This is a genomic window from Burkholderia sp. 22088, assembly GCF_052045915.1.
GTDB classification, from domain to species: domain Bacteria; phylum Pseudomonadota; class Gammaproteobacteria; order Burkholderiales; family Burkholderiaceae; genus Burkholderia; species Burkholderia cepacia.
Map to the genome: position 1 here is coordinate 388,068 of NZ_JBQEPY010000004.1, position 15,228 is coordinate 403,295.

At 68.7% G+C, this 15,228-nt stretch carries 14 protein-coding genes and 1 pseudogene; 12 read left to right on the top strand and 3 right to left on the bottom strand.

Features of this window, described 5'->3' with window-relative positions; genetic code table 11:
* Positions 1-45: 45 nt before the first annotated feature.
* Complete coding sequence (gene pgl / locus ACTJLD_RS10190; RefSeq protein WP_059695897.1) at positions 46-726, top strand: 6-phosphogluconolactonase; 681 nt, start codon at positions 46-48, stop codon at positions 724-726.
* The gene (locus tag ACTJLD_RS10195; protein WP_059695899.1) at positions 704-2,632 is read left to right on the top strand and encodes a bifunctional transcriptional regulator/glucokinase; all 1,929 of its coding nucleotides are present in this window, start codon (positions 704-706) and stop codon (positions 2,630-2,632) included. The genes pgl and ACTJLD_RS10195 overlap by 23 nt, the downstream gene beginning before the upstream one ends.
* A 99-nt stretch (positions 2,633-2,731) precedes the next feature.
* Here the strand turns inward: ACTJLD_RS10195 and ACTJLD_RS10200 are convergent, their stop codons facing one another.
* Positions 2,732-3,949, bottom strand: a complete 1,218-nt coding sequence (locus ACTJLD_RS10200) for a Bcr/CflA family multidrug efflux MFS transporter (protein WP_060083968.1) — start codon at positions 3,947-3,949, stop codon at positions 2,732-2,734.
* 255 nt (positions 3,950-4,204) lie between these two features.
* On the opposite strand from ACTJLD_RS10200, the gene ACTJLD_RS10205 reads away from it, so the two are divergent.
* The 9 genes and pseudogenes from ACTJLD_RS10205 (at position 4,205) to ACTJLD_RS10245 (ending at position 11,825) form a co-directional block, all read left to right on the top strand.
* A complete protein-coding gene (locus ACTJLD_RS10205; RefSeq protein ID WP_048024193.1) occupies positions 4,205-4,657 on the top strand; it encodes a hypothetical protein in 453 nt (150 codons plus the stop codon).
* A 191-nt stretch (positions 4,658-4,848) separates the two neighbouring features.
* Complete coding sequence (hemL, locus tag ACTJLD_RS10210) at positions 4,849-6,132, top strand: glutamate-1-semialdehyde 2,1-aminomutase (RefSeq protein WP_014897811.1); 1,284 nt, start codon at positions 4,849-4,851, stop codon at positions 6,130-6,132.
* Positions 6,133-6,147: 15 nt separating this feature from the next.
* Positions 6,148-7,269 carry a bifunctional diaminohydroxyphosphoribosylaminopyrimidine deaminase/5-amino-6-(5-phosphoribosylamino)uracil reductase RibD gene (gene ribD, locus ACTJLD_RS10215; RefSeq protein WP_440658647.1) on the top strand — a complete coding sequence of 374 codons (1,122 nt, stop codon included), beginning with the start codon at positions 6,148-6,150 and terminating at the stop codon, positions 7,267-7,269.
* A gap of 14 nt (positions 7,270-7,283) precedes the next feature.
* Positions 7,284-7,555, top strand: a pseudogene (locus ACTJLD_RS10220) (riboflavin synthase); the annotation flags it as partial.
* Between the two features lie 146 nt (positions 7,556-7,701).
* Positions 7,702-8,220, top strand: coding sequence for a DUF1993 domain-containing protein (locus ACTJLD_RS10225; RefSeq protein ID WP_027788130.1), 519 nt, complete (start codon positions 7,702-7,704; stop codon positions 8,218-8,220).
* A 186-nt stretch (positions 8,221-8,406) separates the two neighbouring features.
* Complete coding sequence (gene ribBA, locus ACTJLD_RS10230; RefSeq protein WP_027788131.1) at positions 8,407-9,549, top strand: bifunctional 3,4-dihydroxy-2-butanone-4-phosphate synthase/GTP cyclohydrolase II; 1,143 nt, start codon at positions 8,407-8,409, stop codon at positions 9,547-9,549.
* A gap of 53 nt (positions 9,550-9,602) precedes the next feature.
* Positions 9,603-10,121: a 6,7-dimethyl-8-ribityllumazine synthase gene (gene ribH, locus ACTJLD_RS10235; RefSeq protein ID WP_011351235.1), complete on the top strand. Its 519-nt coding sequence runs from the start codon at positions 9,603-9,605 to the stop codon at positions 10,119-10,121.
* Positions 10,118-10,555: a transcription antitermination factor NusB gene (gene nusB / locus ACTJLD_RS10240; RefSeq protein ID WP_027788132.1), complete on the top strand. Its 438-nt coding sequence runs from the start codon at positions 10,118-10,120 to the stop codon at positions 10,553-10,555. The genes ribH and nusB overlap by 4 nt, the downstream gene beginning before the upstream one ends.
* 73 nt (positions 10,556-10,628) lie before the next feature.
* Entirely contained in the window at positions 10,629-11,825 is a 1,197-nt protein-coding gene (locus ACTJLD_RS10245) for a pyridoxal phosphate-dependent aminotransferase (RefSeq protein WP_027788133.1), read from the top strand.
* Between the two features lie 128 nt (positions 11,826-11,953).
* On the opposite strand, the gene ACTJLD_RS10250 is transcribed toward ACTJLD_RS10245, so the two are convergent.
* Both ACTJLD_RS10250 and ACTJLD_RS10255 read right to left on the bottom strand, forming a co-directional pair.
* Positions 11,954-13,063: a transglycosylase SLT domain-containing protein gene (locus tag ACTJLD_RS10250; protein ID WP_440658648.1), complete on the bottom strand. Its 1,110-nt coding sequence runs from the start codon at positions 13,061-13,063 to the stop codon at positions 11,954-11,956.
* Between the two features lie 430 nt (positions 13,064-13,493).
* Positions 13,494-13,688 (bottom strand): hypothetical protein, encoded by a 195-nt coding sequence (locus tag ACTJLD_RS10255; protein ID WP_124535574.1) that lies wholly within the window; start codon positions 13,686-13,688, stop codon positions 13,494-13,496.
* On the opposite strand from ACTJLD_RS10255, the gene ubiD reads away from it, so the two are divergent.
* Complete coding sequence (ubiD, locus tag ACTJLD_RS10260) at positions 13,660-15,216, top strand: 4-hydroxy-3-polyprenylbenzoate decarboxylase (protein ID WP_440658650.1); 1,557 nt, start codon at positions 13,660-13,662, stop codon at positions 15,214-15,216. The two genes, ACTJLD_RS10255 and ubiD, sit on opposite strands and share 29 nt — an antisense overlap.
* Positions 15,217-15,228 lie beyond the last annotated feature (12 nt).

Below are 15,228 nucleotides of genomic sequence, written 5' to 3' on the forward strand. Positions count from 1 at the left end.
CCACGATTCGTACGATTTGAACAGACAAAGCAGTCCGGAGGAGATGTGATCGAGATCCACGCTTTCGACACCCAGGAAGCGCAAAGCGAAGCGCTCGCGCGCGCCGTCGGCGATGCGCTGCGCGCCGCGCTCGCCGGCCCCGCGCGCCCGACGCTCGCGGTGTCCGGCGGCACGAGCCCGCGCCCGTTCCTGCACACGCTGTCGCACGCGGCGCTCGACTGGGCCGGCGTCGACGTGACGCTGGTCGACGACCGCTGGGTGCCGGAGGACGACGCGGCCAGCAACGCGCGCCTGGTGCGCGACACGCTGCTGCAGCACGCGGCGGCCCCTGCCCGCTTCCTGCCGCTCGTCGACACGCGCAGCGCGCTCGACGCGCATGTCGCCGCGCTGAACGCGAACGCCGACTACCGCGTGCCGACCGTCGCGGTGCTCGGCATGGGCGAGGACGGCCATACCGCGTCGATCTTCGCCGATGCGCCCGAATGGGATCACGCGATCACGACGCCCGAGCGGTTCGTCGCCGTGCATCCCGGCGCCGCGCCGCATGCGCGCGTGAGCTTCTCGCTCGATGCGCTCAAGCGCGTCGACCGGCTGTTCCTGCTGATCGCGGGCGAACGCAAGCGCGCGGTGCTCGACGCCGCGGCCGCATCGCTGCAGAAGAACGCGATTTCCCAACTGGCCAACGACAAGGGGACCCAGCTCGATGTCTACTGGTGCGCAAAGTAAGGCCGTTGTCGCGGGCCAGCATGCCGACGGCCCGCGCCTGCTCGCGGACGTCGGCGGCACCAACGCGCGTTTCGCGCTGGAAACCGGGCCGGGCGACATCACGCAGATCCGCGTGTATCCCGGCGCCGACTATCCGACGCTCACCGACGCGATCCGCAAATACCTGAAGGACGTGAAGATCACCCGCGTGAACCACGCGGCGATCGCGATCGCCAATCCGGTCGACGGCGACCAGGTCACGATGACCAACCACGACTGGAGCTTCTCGATCGAGGCGACGCGCCGCGCGCTCGGCTTCGACACGCTGCTCGTCGTCAACGATTTCACCGCGCTGGCCATGGCGCTGCCGGGCCTGACCGACGCGCAGCGCGTGCAGATCGGCGGCGGCACGCGCCGCCAGAACAGCGTGATCGGGCTGCTCGGGCCCGGCACCGGGCTCGGCGTGTCGGGGCTGATTCCGGCCGACGACCGCTGGATCGCGCTCGGCAGCGAGGGCGGCCACGCGTCGTTCGCGCCGCAGGACGAGCGCGAGGATCTGGTGCTGCAGTACGCGCGCAAGAAGTTTCCGCACGTGTCGTTCGAACGCGTGTGTGCGGGCCCCGGCATGGAGATCATCTATCGCGCGCTCGCCGCGCGCGACAAGAAGCGCGTCGCCGCGACCGTCGACACGGTCGAGATCGTCGAGCGCGCGCATGCGGGCGACGCGCTCGCGCTCGAGACGGTCGAATGTTTCTGCGGGATTCTCGGCGCGTTCGCGGGCAGCGTCGCGCTGACGCTCGGCGCACTCGGCGGCGTGTACATCGGCGGCGGCGTCGCGCTGAAGCTCGGCGAGCTGTTCACGCGCTCGTCGTTCCGCGCGCGCTTCGAGGCGAAGGGCCGCTTCACGCACTATCTCGAGAACATCCCGACCTACCTGATCACCGCCGAATACCCGGCGTTCCTCGGCGTATCCGCGATCCTCGCGGAGCAGTTGTCGAACCGCTCGGGCGGTGCGTCGTCGGCCGTGTTCGAACGGATCCGCCAGATGCGCGACGCGCTGACGCCGGCCGAGCGCCGCGTCGCCGATCTCGCGTTGAACCATCCGCGCTCGATCATCAACGACCCGATCGTCGACATCGCGCGCAAGGCCGACGTGAGCCAGCCGACGGTGATCCGCTTCTGCCGCTCGCTCGGCTGCCAGGGCTTGTCGGACTTCAAGCTGAAGCTCGCCACCGGCCTCACCGGCACGATCCCGATGAGCCACAGCCAGGTGCATCTCGGCGACACGGCCACCGACTTCGGCGCGAAGGTGCTCGACAACACGGTGTCGGCGATCCTGCAGCTGCGCGAGCACCTGAACTTCGAGCACGTCGAGAACGCGATCGAGATCCTGAACGGCGCGCGGCGCATCGAGTTCTACGGGCTCGGCAACTCGAACATCGTCGCGCAGGACGCGCACTACAAGTTCTTCCGCTTCGGGATCCCGACGATCGCGTACGGCGACCTGTACATGCAGGCCGCATCGGCCGCGCTGCTCGGCAAGGGCGACGTGATCGTCGCGGTGTCGAAGTCGGGACGCGCGCCCGAGCTGCTGCGCGTGCTCGACGTCGCGATGCAGGCCGGCGCGAAGGTGATCGCGATCACGTCGAGCAACACGCCGCTCGCGAAGCGCGCGACCGTCGCGCTCGAGACCGACCACATCGAGATGCGCGAATCGCAGCTGTCGATGATCTCGCGGATCCTGCATCTGCTGATGATCGACATCCTCGCGGTCGGCGTCGCGATCCGCCGGGCGTCGACGAACGGCGAACTGCCCGAGGCCGTCGCCCAGGCAAAGGCACGCGCGAGCGACGACGAAACGGCCGACGTGCTCGACTGGCTGAGCCACGGCGCGTCGCCGGCGGCGAAGGACGTCGCGCGGGATTGACGCACGGCGCGGCGCAAGCCGCTTCCTGCCCCCCAACGAAAAACGCCACCGGCGCATCGCGCGCGGTGGCGTTTTTCATGGTGCCGCCCGGCTGGAGGATCACGCCCCCGCTTTCACCGGCCGCCCGTGCCAGCGCAGCACGAGACAGCGCCCGGCGAAACACAGCACGCCCGTAACACCGATCGTCACCCCCATCGCGAACGGCGTGCCGTCCGCGAGCGCGCCGATCGCCACGCTCGCGATCGCGCCGAGCGCCAGCTGCATCGCGCCGAACACGGCTGCCGACGCGCCCGCATTGTGCGGATAACGATGCATGAGGTCGGTCGTGCAGTTCGCGGACAGGATCCCGACCACGCCGACGACGAAGAACAGGCACACGACGATCGACCACAGCCCGCCCCACCCCGTCAGCGCGACGAGCGCGACCGCGAGCGACGCGATGCAGCTCACCAGCGACGCGGCCGCGATGATGCGCAGCGAACCGACGCGGCCGACCAGCCGCGTGTTCGTGAAGTTGCCGATCATGATGCCGACCACGTTCAGGCCGAACAGCAACCCGTAGTGCTGCGGCGACACGTGGAAATACTCGATGTAGACGAACGGTGTCGCGGTGATGTACGAGAACATCGACGCGAACGCCATCCCGCCGCACAGCATGTGCCCCCATGCGACGGGGTCGGACAGGATGCGCCCGTACGACGCGAACGACGCGAGCACGGCCGCGCTCTTGCGCCGCTCCTTCGGCCAGGTTTCGGGCACGCGCAGGTACGCGGTCGCCGCGCACACCGCGCCGAACACGGCCAGCACGACGAACACGCCACGCCAGCCCGAGAAACGCAGGATCTGCCCGCCGATCAGCGGCGCCAGCAGCGGCCCGACCGCGGTGACGATCGCGACCATCGACAGCACCTTCGCCGCGTCGGTCGGCTCGTGCGCGTCGCGCGCGATCGCACGCGACAGCACCGACGCCGCGCCGGCGCCGAGCGCCTGCAGGAAGCGCACGAGGATCAGCATGTCGATCGAGTTCGACACGAAGCAGCCGATGCTCGCGAGCGTAAATAGCGCGATGCCGCCGAGCAGCACGGGACGGCGGCCCCACGTGTCGGACAACGGGCCGTACAGCAGCATGCCGACCGAAAAGCCGGCCATGAAGCTCGTCAGCGTGCGCTGCGCGGCGCCAGGGCTGACGGAGAAGCCGTCGGCGATCGACGGCAGGCTCGGCAGGTACATGTCGGTAGCGATCGGCCCGCAGGCGGCGAGCGCGCCGAGCAACAGGATCAGCCGGGCATCGGGCCGGCGCCGGACGACGTGAGACATGGGTATCCGGAATGGAGCGCCGCGCGCATCGGGGCGCGCGTGGTGGTGACGACGGGAGGCCGCGCCGCGAACGGCGCGCTCGGGCCCATGATTGTACGCGCAACTTTTTTTCGTGCCGCCGGCCCGGCGCGCGACCGGCGGAAAAAACACCGGCGCGGCGCCCGCCGCGCGGGATCGCGAGCAGGGATTCAATTAAGCTTGCAGCGCCTCGCTGCCAATTGTCTGATCCATTCAATTCGACACACGACCGAACCGATGACCGCTTTCCTGTTGATCTGGAGCCCCAAGAAATGGCCGTGGCCCGAACTGCCCGACGTCGCCGCGCGCGTGAAGGCCGGCGAGGCCGTGCATGACGTGTGGGGCTGCGGCTTCGCGCGCGGCATCCTGCCGGGCGACCGCGTGTTCCTGCACCGTGTCGCGAAGGAACCCAAGGGCGTGTTCGGCTCCGGCTACGTGACGCGCGCGCCGTACGAGGTACCCGATCCGGCGACGAAGCGTGGCTACCGGCTGTGCATCGACTTCGTATACGACTGGCTGGTCGATGCGCACCAGGACGTCGTGATCCCGCGCGATGCGCTGCGCGTGCATCCGTATTCCGTGCAGACCTGGGATGCGCAAAGCTCCGGCACCGTGATCAAGCCGATGGTCGAAGGCCCGCTCGAGAAACGCTGGGCCGAGCTGACCGGCAAGCGCAAACCGCCGCGATAACCGAAGCGGCCGCCGCGCCGCATCTGCCCCTCCTTTCCGGCCCAGGCCCGCGCAACCCCGCACGCGCCGAAAGGCCGCGGACCGCGCCGCGGGCCCGCCGCGCGCGTCTCCGGTACAATCGGACGATCGTTCCGCCCAGGCGCCGCGGCCCGTGCACAGGCCCCCGCGCCCTTCTCTCGCAGGTTTCGCTCATGTCCAACAATCAGATCCTCTTCGAACGCGCCCAGAAGACCATTCCCGGCGGCGTCAACTCGCCGGTGCGCGCATTCCGTTCGGTCGGCGGCACGCCGCGCTTCGTCGCGCGCGCGCAAGGCCCGTATTTCTGGGATGCCGACGGCAAGCAGTACATCGACTACATCGGCTCGTGGGGCCCGATGATCGTCGGCCACGTCCATCCTGAAGTGCTGTCGGCCGTGCAGAACGTGCTCGCCGACGGCTTCTCGTTCGGCGCGCCGACCGAAGCCGAGATCGAGATCGCCGAGGAAATCTGCAAGCTCGTGCCGTCGATCGAGCAGGTGCGGATGGTGTCGAGCGGCACCGAGGCCACGATGAGCGCGCTGCGCCTCGCGCGCGGCTTCACGGGCCGCAGCCGGATCGTCAAGTTCGAGGGCTGCTACCACGGCCACGCGGACAGCCTGCTCGTGAAGGCCGGCTCGGGCCTGCTGACGTTCGGCAACCCGACGTCGGCCGGCGTGCCCGCCGACATCGCGAAGCACACGACCGTCCTCGAATACAACAACGTCGCCGCGCTCGAGGAAGCGTTCGGCGCGTTCGGCGACGAGATCGCCGCCGTGATCGTCGAGCCGGTCGCGGGCAACATGAACCTCGTGCGCGGCACGCCGGAATTCCTCAACGCGCTGCGCGCACTGTGCACGAAGCACGGCGCCGTGCTGATCTTCGACGAGGTGATGTGCGGGTTCCGCGTCGCGCTCGGCGGCGCGCAGGCGTACTACGGGATCACGGCCGACCTCACCTGCCTCGGCAAGGTGATCGGCGGAGGGATGCCGGCTGCCGCGTTCGGCGGCCGCCGCGACATCATGGCCCACCTCGCGCCGCTCGGCGGCGTCTACCAGGCCGGCACGCTGTCGGGCAACCCGATCGCGGTCGCCGCGGGGCTGAAGACGCTGCAGCTGATCCAGGCGCCGGGCTTCTACGACGCGCTCACCGCGCAGACGAAGCGTCTCGCCGACGGCCTCGCGGCCGAAGCGCGTGCGGCCGGCGTGCCGTTCGCGGCCGATTCGATCGGCGCGATGTTCGGCCTTTACTTCGCCGAACGCGTGCCGACCAGCTTCGCCGAAGTCACGAAGAGCGACACCGAGCGCTTCAACCGCTTCTTCCACCTGATGCTCGACGAAGGCGTGTATTTCGCGCCGTCCGCGTACGAGGCCGGCTTCGTGTCGAGCACGCACGACGACGCGGTGATCGACGCGACGCTCGCGGCCGCGCGCCGCGCCTTCGCGGCACTCGCTGCCTGACCCGGGGCCGCGCGCATGTTCTCGGATATCGATTTCGCCCACATGCAGCGTGCGCTCGCGCTCGCCGCGCGCGGCATGTATACGACGGCACCGAACCCGCGTGTCGGCTGCGTGATCGTCAAGGACGGCGACGTGATCGGCGAAGGTTTCACGCAGCCGGCCGGCCAGGATCACGCGGAGGTCCAGGCGCTGAAGGACGCGCGCGCACGCGGCCATGACGTCGCGGGCTCGACCGTCTACGTCACGCTCGAACCGTGCAGCCATTTCGGCCGCACGCCGCCGTGCGCGAACGCGCTGATCGACGCGCGCGTCGCGAAGGTCGTCGCCGCGATGGAAGACCCGAACCCGCAGGTATCGGGGCGCGGCCTCGGGATGCTGCGCGACGCCGGCATCGACGTACGCTGCGGGCTGCTCGCGCATGAAGCCGGCGAACTGAACATCGGCTTCGTGTCGCGGATGACACGCGGCCGCCCGTGGGTGCGGATGAAGACCGCCGCGTCGCTCGACGGCCGCACCGCGCTGCCGTCCGGCGAAAGCCAGTGGATCACCGGCGAGGCCGCGCGCCTCGACGGGCACGCGTGGCGCGCGCGCGCCTGCGCGATCCTGACCGGCATCGGCACCGTGCGCGAGGACAACCCGCTGCTGACCGTGCGCGGGATCGACACGCCGCGCCAGCCGCAGCGCATCCTGGTCGACAGCCGCCTCGACCTGCCGCTCGACGCGCGGCTGCTCGAAGGCGCTCCGCTGCTGATCTTCTGCGACCGGCTCGACGCCGCCGGCGAAGTGAGGGCGAAGGTGCTGAAGGCGCGCGGCGCGGAAATCGTGCCGCTCGCGAACGCGCACGGCAAGGTCGACCTGCCCGCGATGCTGGCGGCGCTCGGCGCACGTGGCGTCAACGAGCTGCACGTCGAGGCCGGTCACAAGCTGAACGGCTCGCTGCTGCGCGAGCAGTGCGTCGACGAGTTGCTCGTCTATCTCGCACCGAGCCTGCTGGGCGCCGATGCGGCCGGCATGTTCGACCTTGCCGCGCCGGCGAGCCTCGATGCACGCACGCGGCTGTCGTTCCACGGGGTCGAGCGGGTCGGCGACGATCTGCGGATCCTCGCGCGCTTCACGCCGACGGACGCCGCGCACTGAACGGGATCGTCACGATGTTCACCGGAATTGTCGCGGCCGTATCGAATCGATCCGGCCGCTCGGCGCGTCGGCCGACGCCGGCGTGCGCCTGACCGTGCCGGCCGGCGGCCTCGACCTCGCCGATGTCGCGCTGGGCGACAGTATTGCGATCCAGGGCGCGTGCATGACGGTGATCGACAGGAGCGACACCGCGTTCGACGTCGACGTGTCGCGCGAAAGCCTGAACCGTACGGTCGGCCTCGCCCAACCCGGCGAAGTGAACCTCGAGAAGGCGCTGCGCGCGCACCGGCCCGCCCGCCGGCTCCATCGGCCGAACGGCCAACGACGCGCACGGGTCATGCGGTCGCGCTAAGATGCGTCGACAGCGGTCTCGATACCGCAATGCACGACGCGCCGCGTAGCGGCCGCCCTCTTCCTCAAGGAGTCGTCCCCATGTCCATCTCGATGTACCAGGCTTCGCTGCCCGTGCTGATCCGCGGCCTGACCAATCTTCAGCACATTCTCGGCAAGGCGCAGGCGCATGCGGCCGAAAAGCAGATCGATCCGTCGGTGTTCGTCGGCGCCCGCCTGTACCCGGACATGCTGCCGCTCGTCCGCCAGGTCTATATTGCGACCGACACGGCCAAGGGCTGCGCCGCGCGCCTCGCCGGCGCCGAGATCCCGAGCTATCCGGACGTCGAGCAGACCTTCGACGAACTGCACGCACGCATCCAGAAGACGATCGACTACCTGAAAAGCTTCGACGCCGCGCAGATCGACGGCAGCGAGACGCGCCAGATCGTGCTGAAGATGCGTGTCGGCCCGATCGAGTTCACCGGCCAGTCGTACCTGCTGAACTTCGTGCTGCCCAATTTCTTCTTCCACGTGACGACCGCGTACGACATCCTGCGTCACAGCGGCGTCGAGCTCGGCAAGCTCGACTACCTGGGCGGGCGCGACCAGCACGCCTGACGCGCGGTCGGGCAAGGCCCGGCCCACCACCGCGCGTGCAGGCAACTTGCGGCGGGCCCGGCCAGGCCTGCCGCGCAGGCCGGCCGCGGCGCTTTCCGGAGCGCTTGCCGGCGGCGCGCGGCCCCTGCCAGCCGAAACGCCGCCCGGCTGGCGTAAAATACGCACTTTCCTCTTTCTCGCCCCCTTATGACGCTCGCCTCCACGCTCGACATCATCGCCGAGCTGAAAGCCGGCCGGATGGTGATCCTGGTCGACGAAGAAGACCGCGAAAACGAGGGCGACCTCGTGATCGCCGCCGAATTCGTCACACCGGAAGCGATCAACTTCATGGCCAAGTACGGCCGCGGCCTGGTTTGCCTGACGCTGACGCAGGAACGCTGCAAGCAGCTGCACCTGCCGCTGATGACTTACCGCAACGGCACGCAGTACGGCACCGCGTTCACGGTCAGCATCGAAGCGGCCGAAGGCGTGACGACCGGCATCTCGGCCGCCGACCGTGCGCACACGATCGCCACGGCGGTCGCGCACGACGTGCGCCCCGAGCACATCGTGCAGCCTGGCCACGTGTTCCCGATCATGGCGCAGCCGGGCGGCGTGCTCGTGCGCGCGGGCCACACCGAGGCCGGTTGCGACTTCACCGCGCTCGCCGGCCTTACGCCGGCCGCGGTGATCTGCGAGATCATCAAGGACGACGGCACGATGGCGCGCCTGCCCGACCTGATCGAATTCGCGCAGGAGCACAACCTGAAGATCGGCACGATCGCCGACCTGATCCAGTACCGCAGCCGCACCGAATCGATCATCGAGCGGATCGCCGAGCGCACGATGCAGACCGCGCACGGCACGTTCCGCGCGGTGCTGTACCGCGACCAGCCGAGCGGCTCGCCGCACATCGCGCTGGTGCGCGGTGCGCCCGCGCCCGACGTCGATACGCCGGTGCGCGTGCACGAGCCGCTGTCGGTGCTCGACCTGCTCGAAACGGGCGTGTCGACGCACTCGTGGACGCTCGACGCCGCGATGCGCGAGATCGCGGAGCGCGACCTCGGCGTGATCGTGCTGCTCAACTGCGGCGACACGAAGGAACACCTGATCGACGTCTTCAAGGCGTTCGACGAGGAAGAAAAGGCCGCTGTGCTGAAGCGCCGGCCGGTCGATTTCAAGACGTTCGGCATCGGCGCGCAGATCCTGCGCGATGTCGGCGTCGGCAAGATGCAGGTGCTGTCGAATCCGCGCAAGCTGGGCAGCATGTCCGGCTACGGCCTGGAAGTCACGGGCTTCATTCCGATGCCTGGCGGCGAAGCCAAGTCCTGCCCGGCGTCCAACGCGTAACCCGCCACGGCGCTTTCGCCTTATAACCGTTCATCCACACCACGGACAAGATCATGGAAATCGGACAATACCAACCGAATCTCGAAGGCGACGGCCTGCGGATCGGCATCGTGCAATCGCGCTTCAACGAGCCGGTGTGCAACGGCCTCGCCGACGCGTGCGTCGAGGAACTGGAACGCCTCGGCGTCACCGGTGAAGACGTGCTGCTCGTGTCGGTGCCCGGCGCGCTGGAAATCCCGCTCGCGCTGCAGAAGCTCGCGGAAAGCGGCCAGTTCGACGCGCTGATCGCGCTCGGCGCGGTGATTCGCGGCGAGACCTACCACTTCGAACTCGTGTCGAACGAGAGCGGCGCGGGCATCACCCGCATCGGCCTCGACTTCAACCTGCCGATCGCCAACGCGGTCCTGACGACCGAAAACGACGAGCAGGCCGTCGCGCGCATGACCGAAAAGGGTCGTGACGCCGCACGCGTCGCCGTCGAGATGGCCAACCTGACGATGGCCCTCGACCAGCTCGGCGATGACGACGAGGACGAAGAGGAAGACGAAGACGACGAAGAGGAGCGCGCATGAAGAAGAGCGCCCGCCGACAATCGCGCGAGCTGGCGACGCAGGGGCTGTACCAGTGGCTGCTGTCGAACGCGTCCTCCGGCGAGATCGACGCGCAACTGCGCGGCGCGCTCGGTTACGACAAGGCTGACAAGGAGCTGCTCGACGCGATCCTGCACGGCGTGATCCGCGAGCACACCACGCTCGTCGAAGCGCTGACGCCGTCGCTCGACCGCCCGATCGACCAGTTGTCGCCGGTCGAACGCGCCGTGCTGCTCATCGCGACGTTCGAGCTCACGCACCACGTTGAAACGCCGTACCGCGTGATCATCAACGAAGCCGTCGAACTCGCGAAGACGTTCGGCGGCTCCGACGGCTACAAGTACGTGAACGGCGTGCTCGACAAGCTCGCCGCGAAGCTGCGCCCCGCCGAAACGCAGGCGCGCCGCAACGGCTGATACCGTTTGGTCCGGAACGGGCGCGCATGCGCCCGTTTTTTCTTTCGTCACGCCCCCTCCCCCTGCCCGCCCGATGAATACCGCCACCGATTCGCTCGTCAAGCTCGCCGCACGCGTCGACGCGATCCAGCCCTTCTACGTGATGGAACTGATGAAGGAGGCACAGCGTCTCGAGTCCTCCGGGCGCGATGTTATCCACATGGGCATCGGCGAGCCGGATTTCACCGCGCCGGAGCCGGTCGTCGAAGCGGCTGCGGCCGCGCTGCGCCGCGGCGTCACGCAATATACGAGCGCGCTCGGCATTGCACCGCTGCGCGAGGCGATCGCCGCGCACTACGCGCGTGCCTACGGCCTCACGATCAGCCCGGAGCGGATCGTCGTGACGGCCGGCGCATCGGCTGCGCTGCTGCTCGCGTGCCTCGCGCTCGTCGGGCGTGACGACGAGGTGCTGATGCCCGACCCGTCGTATCCGTGCAACCGGCACTTCGTCGCGGCGGCCGAAGGCCGCGCGGTGCTCGTGCCGAGCGGCCCGGACGCGCGCTTCCAGCTCACCGAGGACGACGTCCGCACACGCTGGGGCGACCGCACTCGCGGTGTGCTGCTCGCATCGCCGTCGAACCCGACCGGCACGTCGCTCGAACCGGACGAGTTGAAACGGATCGTCGAAGCCGTGCGCGCACGCGGCGGTTTCACGATCGTCGACGAGATCTACCAGGGGCTCAGCTACGACGCGGCGCCCGTGTCGGCGCTTTCATTCGGCGACGACGTCGTCACCGTGAACAGCTTCTCCAAGTATTTCAGCATGACGGGCTGGCGGCTCGGCTGGCTGGTCGTGCCGCCCGCGCTGGTCGGCACGTTCGAGAAGCTGGCGCAGAACCTGTTCATCTGCCCGTCCGCGCTCGCGCAGCACGCGGCGCTCGCCTGCTTCGAGCCCGCCGCGCTCGACATCTACGAAGCGCGCCGGCTCGAATTCAAGCGCCGCCGCGATTTCATCGCACCGGCGCTCGAACGGCTGGGCTTCACGGTGCCCGTGATGCCGGACGGCGCGTTCTATGTGTATGCGCACTGCGGCGGCGTCGCCCACCCGGCGGCCGGCGACAGCGCCGCGCTCACAACGGCGATGCTGCACGACGCGGGCGTCGTGCTGGTGCCCGGCATGGACTTCGGTGTCCATGCGCCGCGCGACTATATCCGCCTGTCCTATGCGACGGCCTACTCGCGGCTCGAGGAAGCGGTCGAACGGCTCGCGACATTGTTTGGGCAGCACTGAGCCACGACTGAGCCTCGGCCGGCACGCTGGCGGCTTCTCGCGCCGCAAAAAGCAAAAGGCACCCTGATCGGGTGCCTTTTTCATGTCCTGCCGGCCGAAGCCGTGCTGTGCTGCGCTACCGTCGTGCGTTACGCGCCGAGCTCCGAATGGTCGCCGTGCGACTTCGCGGTATCGACGCTCGCGTCGTCCTGCGGCGCGGCTTCCTTCGATGCCGCCGATTTCGCCGACGTCGAGGTTTCGAGCGTCGCATGCACGCGCTTCGCGCCGCCCGCTGCCGCCGTCACGGCGGCGGCCGTGACGATCGGCTTCGCCGGCGCCTGCGGCGCGTTGACCGGCACGCTGCGGCCGTGCGACACGTCGCGCAGGCGACCGCGCTCGGCCATCACCTTCGCGCCGTATGCGGTGTCGTCCGGGTTCGTCGAGCCGTTGTACAGGCGCAGGCCGTTCGCGAGCGAACCGCCACGTGCAATGCAGTCCTTCAGCACGAGCGCACCGACCTGGAGGTTCGCGAGCGGCTGCAGTGCGGTATCGGTGCCGCCGAAATACTCGAACTTGTCGGAATGGACCTTCGACATGACCTGCATCAGGCCCTTCGCGCCGACGCCGCTTTCGGCGTACGGGTTGAAGCCCGATTCGATCGCCATCACGGACAGCAGCAGCAGCGGATCGAGGCCGACGTCACGGCCGGTCTGGAACGCAGCCTTGACGAGCTGGCCCAGCGGCTCCTGCGCGACGCGGTAACGGCGCGACAGGTAGGTGGCGACCAGCGCCTGCTCGCGATTCGACGCGAGCGCACGGTCGTCACGCGCATCGGCCGCCACGCGCTGGGTCGGGATCAGCTTCGCCAGCGCGACGGGCGACGGGCCGTTGCGGGCCGGATCGGATGCATCGCCCTGCGCGTTGGCTTCCGGTGCGACGTCGAGGCCGACCGCAAGCGCGTCCGTTTCAGGGCTGTCTTCCTGCTGCGGCTGCGCGCCGGCGGGCGCGAAGTTCGGCAGCGGATGGCCGGTCAGCAGACGGGCCGGGCCGGCTTGCACGGCCGCGGATACGACCGGCATCAGCTTCGCGGCGAGCGTGCCGCGCACGGTTGGCAGCAGCCACAGTGCGAGTGCAACCGCGACCGCGAGACAGCCGACAACGCTGAATAGATGGTGACTGACACGCGTCCCGCGACGCAGCATGCTGCGCAGGAATTGCGCATGCTGCTCACTAGGACGCCACGATAACCAAGCGTTCATTCAGATCATCTCCCATGAACATGACTCGTGCGGCTCGCTCAGCTCGATGGCGAGACAGGTAACGCGCCGCGGAATCACGACGCCGCACGCCTTGGTTGGGACGTGCAGACATCGGGGAAACGGTATAAGTACCGTTCGAGGCCACGGTGTAAGAGGGCCGGCACCTTCGCACACTGGGCGAGGCGGGCATACGCGGTGGCACCCACGCAAAAAACCAGCGTCTGGTGGCGCTGGCTGAGACTACGACTAAGGCCGTCGGATACGCCGTGCAGGTATCGGCGGACGGTGACGCGCTGCGTCAAAGATCGGTGATTGGCGGCTCGAAGCCTTTTACCCTGCAGCCAATGTGAGCGGATTCTAGCAGGGTTTTATAGATCGTCAACACTATAAAACCTTGGAATTATAACAAAAAGTAATTTACGGACACTCTTCAGATCGCGAGCCCCGTGCCGTAGGGGGTTTGCGCGCGGTCGACTTTTTTCTCCGCCGGGCGGGCATGCGGCGGCGCGGGTAAAATCGTCGGTCGATTCGGGGCCGCAGCCGGCCGCTGCGCCCGCCCATCGCTGCCCGCCACGCGGGTGGCCCGGACCATCTTCATGAAATACAAAGACTTACGCGATTTCATCCAGCGCCTCGAGGCGCTCGGCGAACTGCGGCGCGTCACGCAGCCCGTGTCGCCCGTGCTGGAAATGACCGAGCTGTGCGACCGCGTGCTGCGCGCCGGCGGCCCTGCGCTGCTGTTCAACGCACCGACCGGCTACGATTTCCCGGTGCTCGGCAACCTGTTCGGCACGCCGCGCCGCGTCGCGCTCGGGATGGGCGTCGATGCGGGCGACGACGCCGCGCTCGATTCGCTGCGCGATCTCGGGCGCCTGCTCTCCGCGCTGAAGGAACCCGATCCGCCGAAGAGCCTGAAGGATGCCGGCAAGCTGCTGTCGCTCGCGAAGGCCGTGTGGGACATGGCGCCGAAGTCGGTGTCGTCGCCGCCCTGCCAGGAGATCGTCTGGGAAGGCGCCGACGTCGACCTGAACAGGCTGCCGATCCAGACCTGCTGGCCCGGCGACGCGGGGCCGCTCGTCACGTGGGGCCTGACGGTCACGCGCGGGCCGAACAAGTCGCGGCAGAACCTCGGGATCTACCGGCAGCAGCTGATCGGCCGCAACAAGCTGATCATGCGCTGGCTCGCGCATCGCGGCGGCGCGCTCGACTTCCGCGAATTCGCGCTGCGCAACCCCGGCAAGCCGTATCCGGTCGCGGTCGTGCTCGGCGCCGATCCGGCCACGACACTCGGCGCGGTGACGCCCGTGCCCGATTCGCTGTCCGAGTACCAGTTCGCCGGCCTGCTGCGCGGCAGCCGCACGGAGCTCGCGAAGTGCCTGACGCCCGGCGTCGACACGCTGCAGGTCCCCGCGCGCGCGGAGATCGTGCTCGAAGGCTTCATTTATCCGCAGGAAGGCACCCCCGCCCCCGCTCCGGCCGGCGCGCCGTCGCGCCCGGCCGGCAACGCGTCGGCCGCGTACGAGCACGCGCTCGAAGGGCCGTACGGCGACCACACCGGCTATTACAACGAACAGGAGTGGTTCCCCGTGTTCACCGTCGAGCGCATCACGATGCGCCGCGACGCGATCTACCACTCGACCTACACGGGCAAGCCGCCCGACGAGCCCGCAGTGCTCGGCGTCGCGCTCAACGAGGTGTTCGTGCCGCTGCTGCAGAAGCAGTTCACGGAGATCACCGACTTCTACCTGCCGCCCGAAGGCTGCAGCTACCGGATGGCCATCGTCCAGATGAAGAAGAGCTACGCGGGCCACGCGAAGCGCGTGATGTTCGGCGTGTGGAGCTTCCTGCGGCAGTTCATGTACACGAAGTTCATCGTGGTCGTCGACGAGGACGTGAACATCCGCGACTGGAAGGAGGTGATCTGGGCGATCACGACGCGCGTCGACCCCGTGCGCGACACCGTGATGGTCGACAGCACGCCGATCGACTATCTCGACTTCGCATCGCCGGTGGCCGGCCTCGGTTCGAAGATGGGGCTCGACGCGACCAACAAGTGGCCGGGCGAGACCAGCCGCGAATGGGGCCGCCCGATCGAGATGGATGCCGCCGTGAAGACGCGCGTCGACCGGCTCTGGCAGGAGATCGGACTCTGACGCCACGCGGCC

What these genes read in the sequence shown, in the direction of transcription:
- ACTJLD_RS10195 (WP_059695899.1), top strand. Translation starts at nt 704, where the DNA reads ATGTCTACTGGTGCGCAAAGTAAGGCCGTTGTCGCGGGCCAGCATGCC.
- ribH (WP_011351235.1), top strand. Translation starts at nt 9,603, where the DNA reads ATGGAAATCGGACAATACCAACCGAATCTCGAAGGCGACGGCCTGCGG.
- ACTJLD_RS10225 (WP_027788130.1), top strand. Translation starts at nt 7,702, where the DNA reads ATGTCCATCTCGATGTACCAGGCTTCGCTGCCCGTGCTGATCCGCGGC.
- ubiD (WP_440658650.1), top strand. Translation starts at nt 13,660, where the DNA reads ATGAAATACAAAGACTTACGCGATTTCATCCAGCGCCTCGAGGCGCTC.
- ribD (WP_440658647.1), top strand. Translation starts at nt 6,148, where the DNA reads ATGTTCTCGGATATCGATTTCGCCCACATGCAGCGTGCGCTCGCGCTC.
- hemL (WP_014897811.1), top strand. Translation starts at nt 4,849, where the DNA reads ATGTCCAACAATCAGATCCTCTTCGAACGCGCCCAGAAGACCATTCCC.
- ACTJLD_RS10205 (WP_048024193.1), top strand. Translation starts at nt 4,205, where the DNA reads ATGACCGCTTTCCTGTTGATCTGGAGCCCCAAGAAATGGCCGTGGCCC.
- ACTJLD_RS10200 (WP_060083968.1), bottom strand. Translation starts at nt 3,949, where the DNA reads ATGTCTCACGTCGTCCGGCGCCGGCCCGATGCCCGGCTGATCCTGTTG.
- ACTJLD_RS10255 (WP_124535574.1), bottom strand. Translation starts at nt 13,688, where the DNA reads ATGAAATCGCGTAAGTCTTTGTATTTCATGAAGATGGTCCGGGCCACC.
- ACTJLD_RS10245 (WP_027788133.1), top strand. Translation starts at nt 10,629, where the DNA reads ATGAATACCGCCACCGATTCGCTCGTCAAGCTCGCCGCACGCGTCGAC.
- ribBA (WP_027788131.1), top strand. Translation starts at nt 8,407, where the DNA reads ATGACGCTCGCCTCCACGCTCGACATCATCGCCGAGCTGAAAGCCGGC.
- ACTJLD_RS10250 (WP_440658648.1), bottom strand. Translation starts at nt 13,063, where the DNA reads ATGAACGCTTGGTTATCGTGGCGTCCTAGTGAGCAGCATGCGCAATTC.
- nusB (WP_027788132.1), top strand. Translation starts at nt 10,118, where the DNA reads ATGAAGAAGAGCGCCCGCCGACAATCGCGCGAGCTGGCGACGCAGGGG.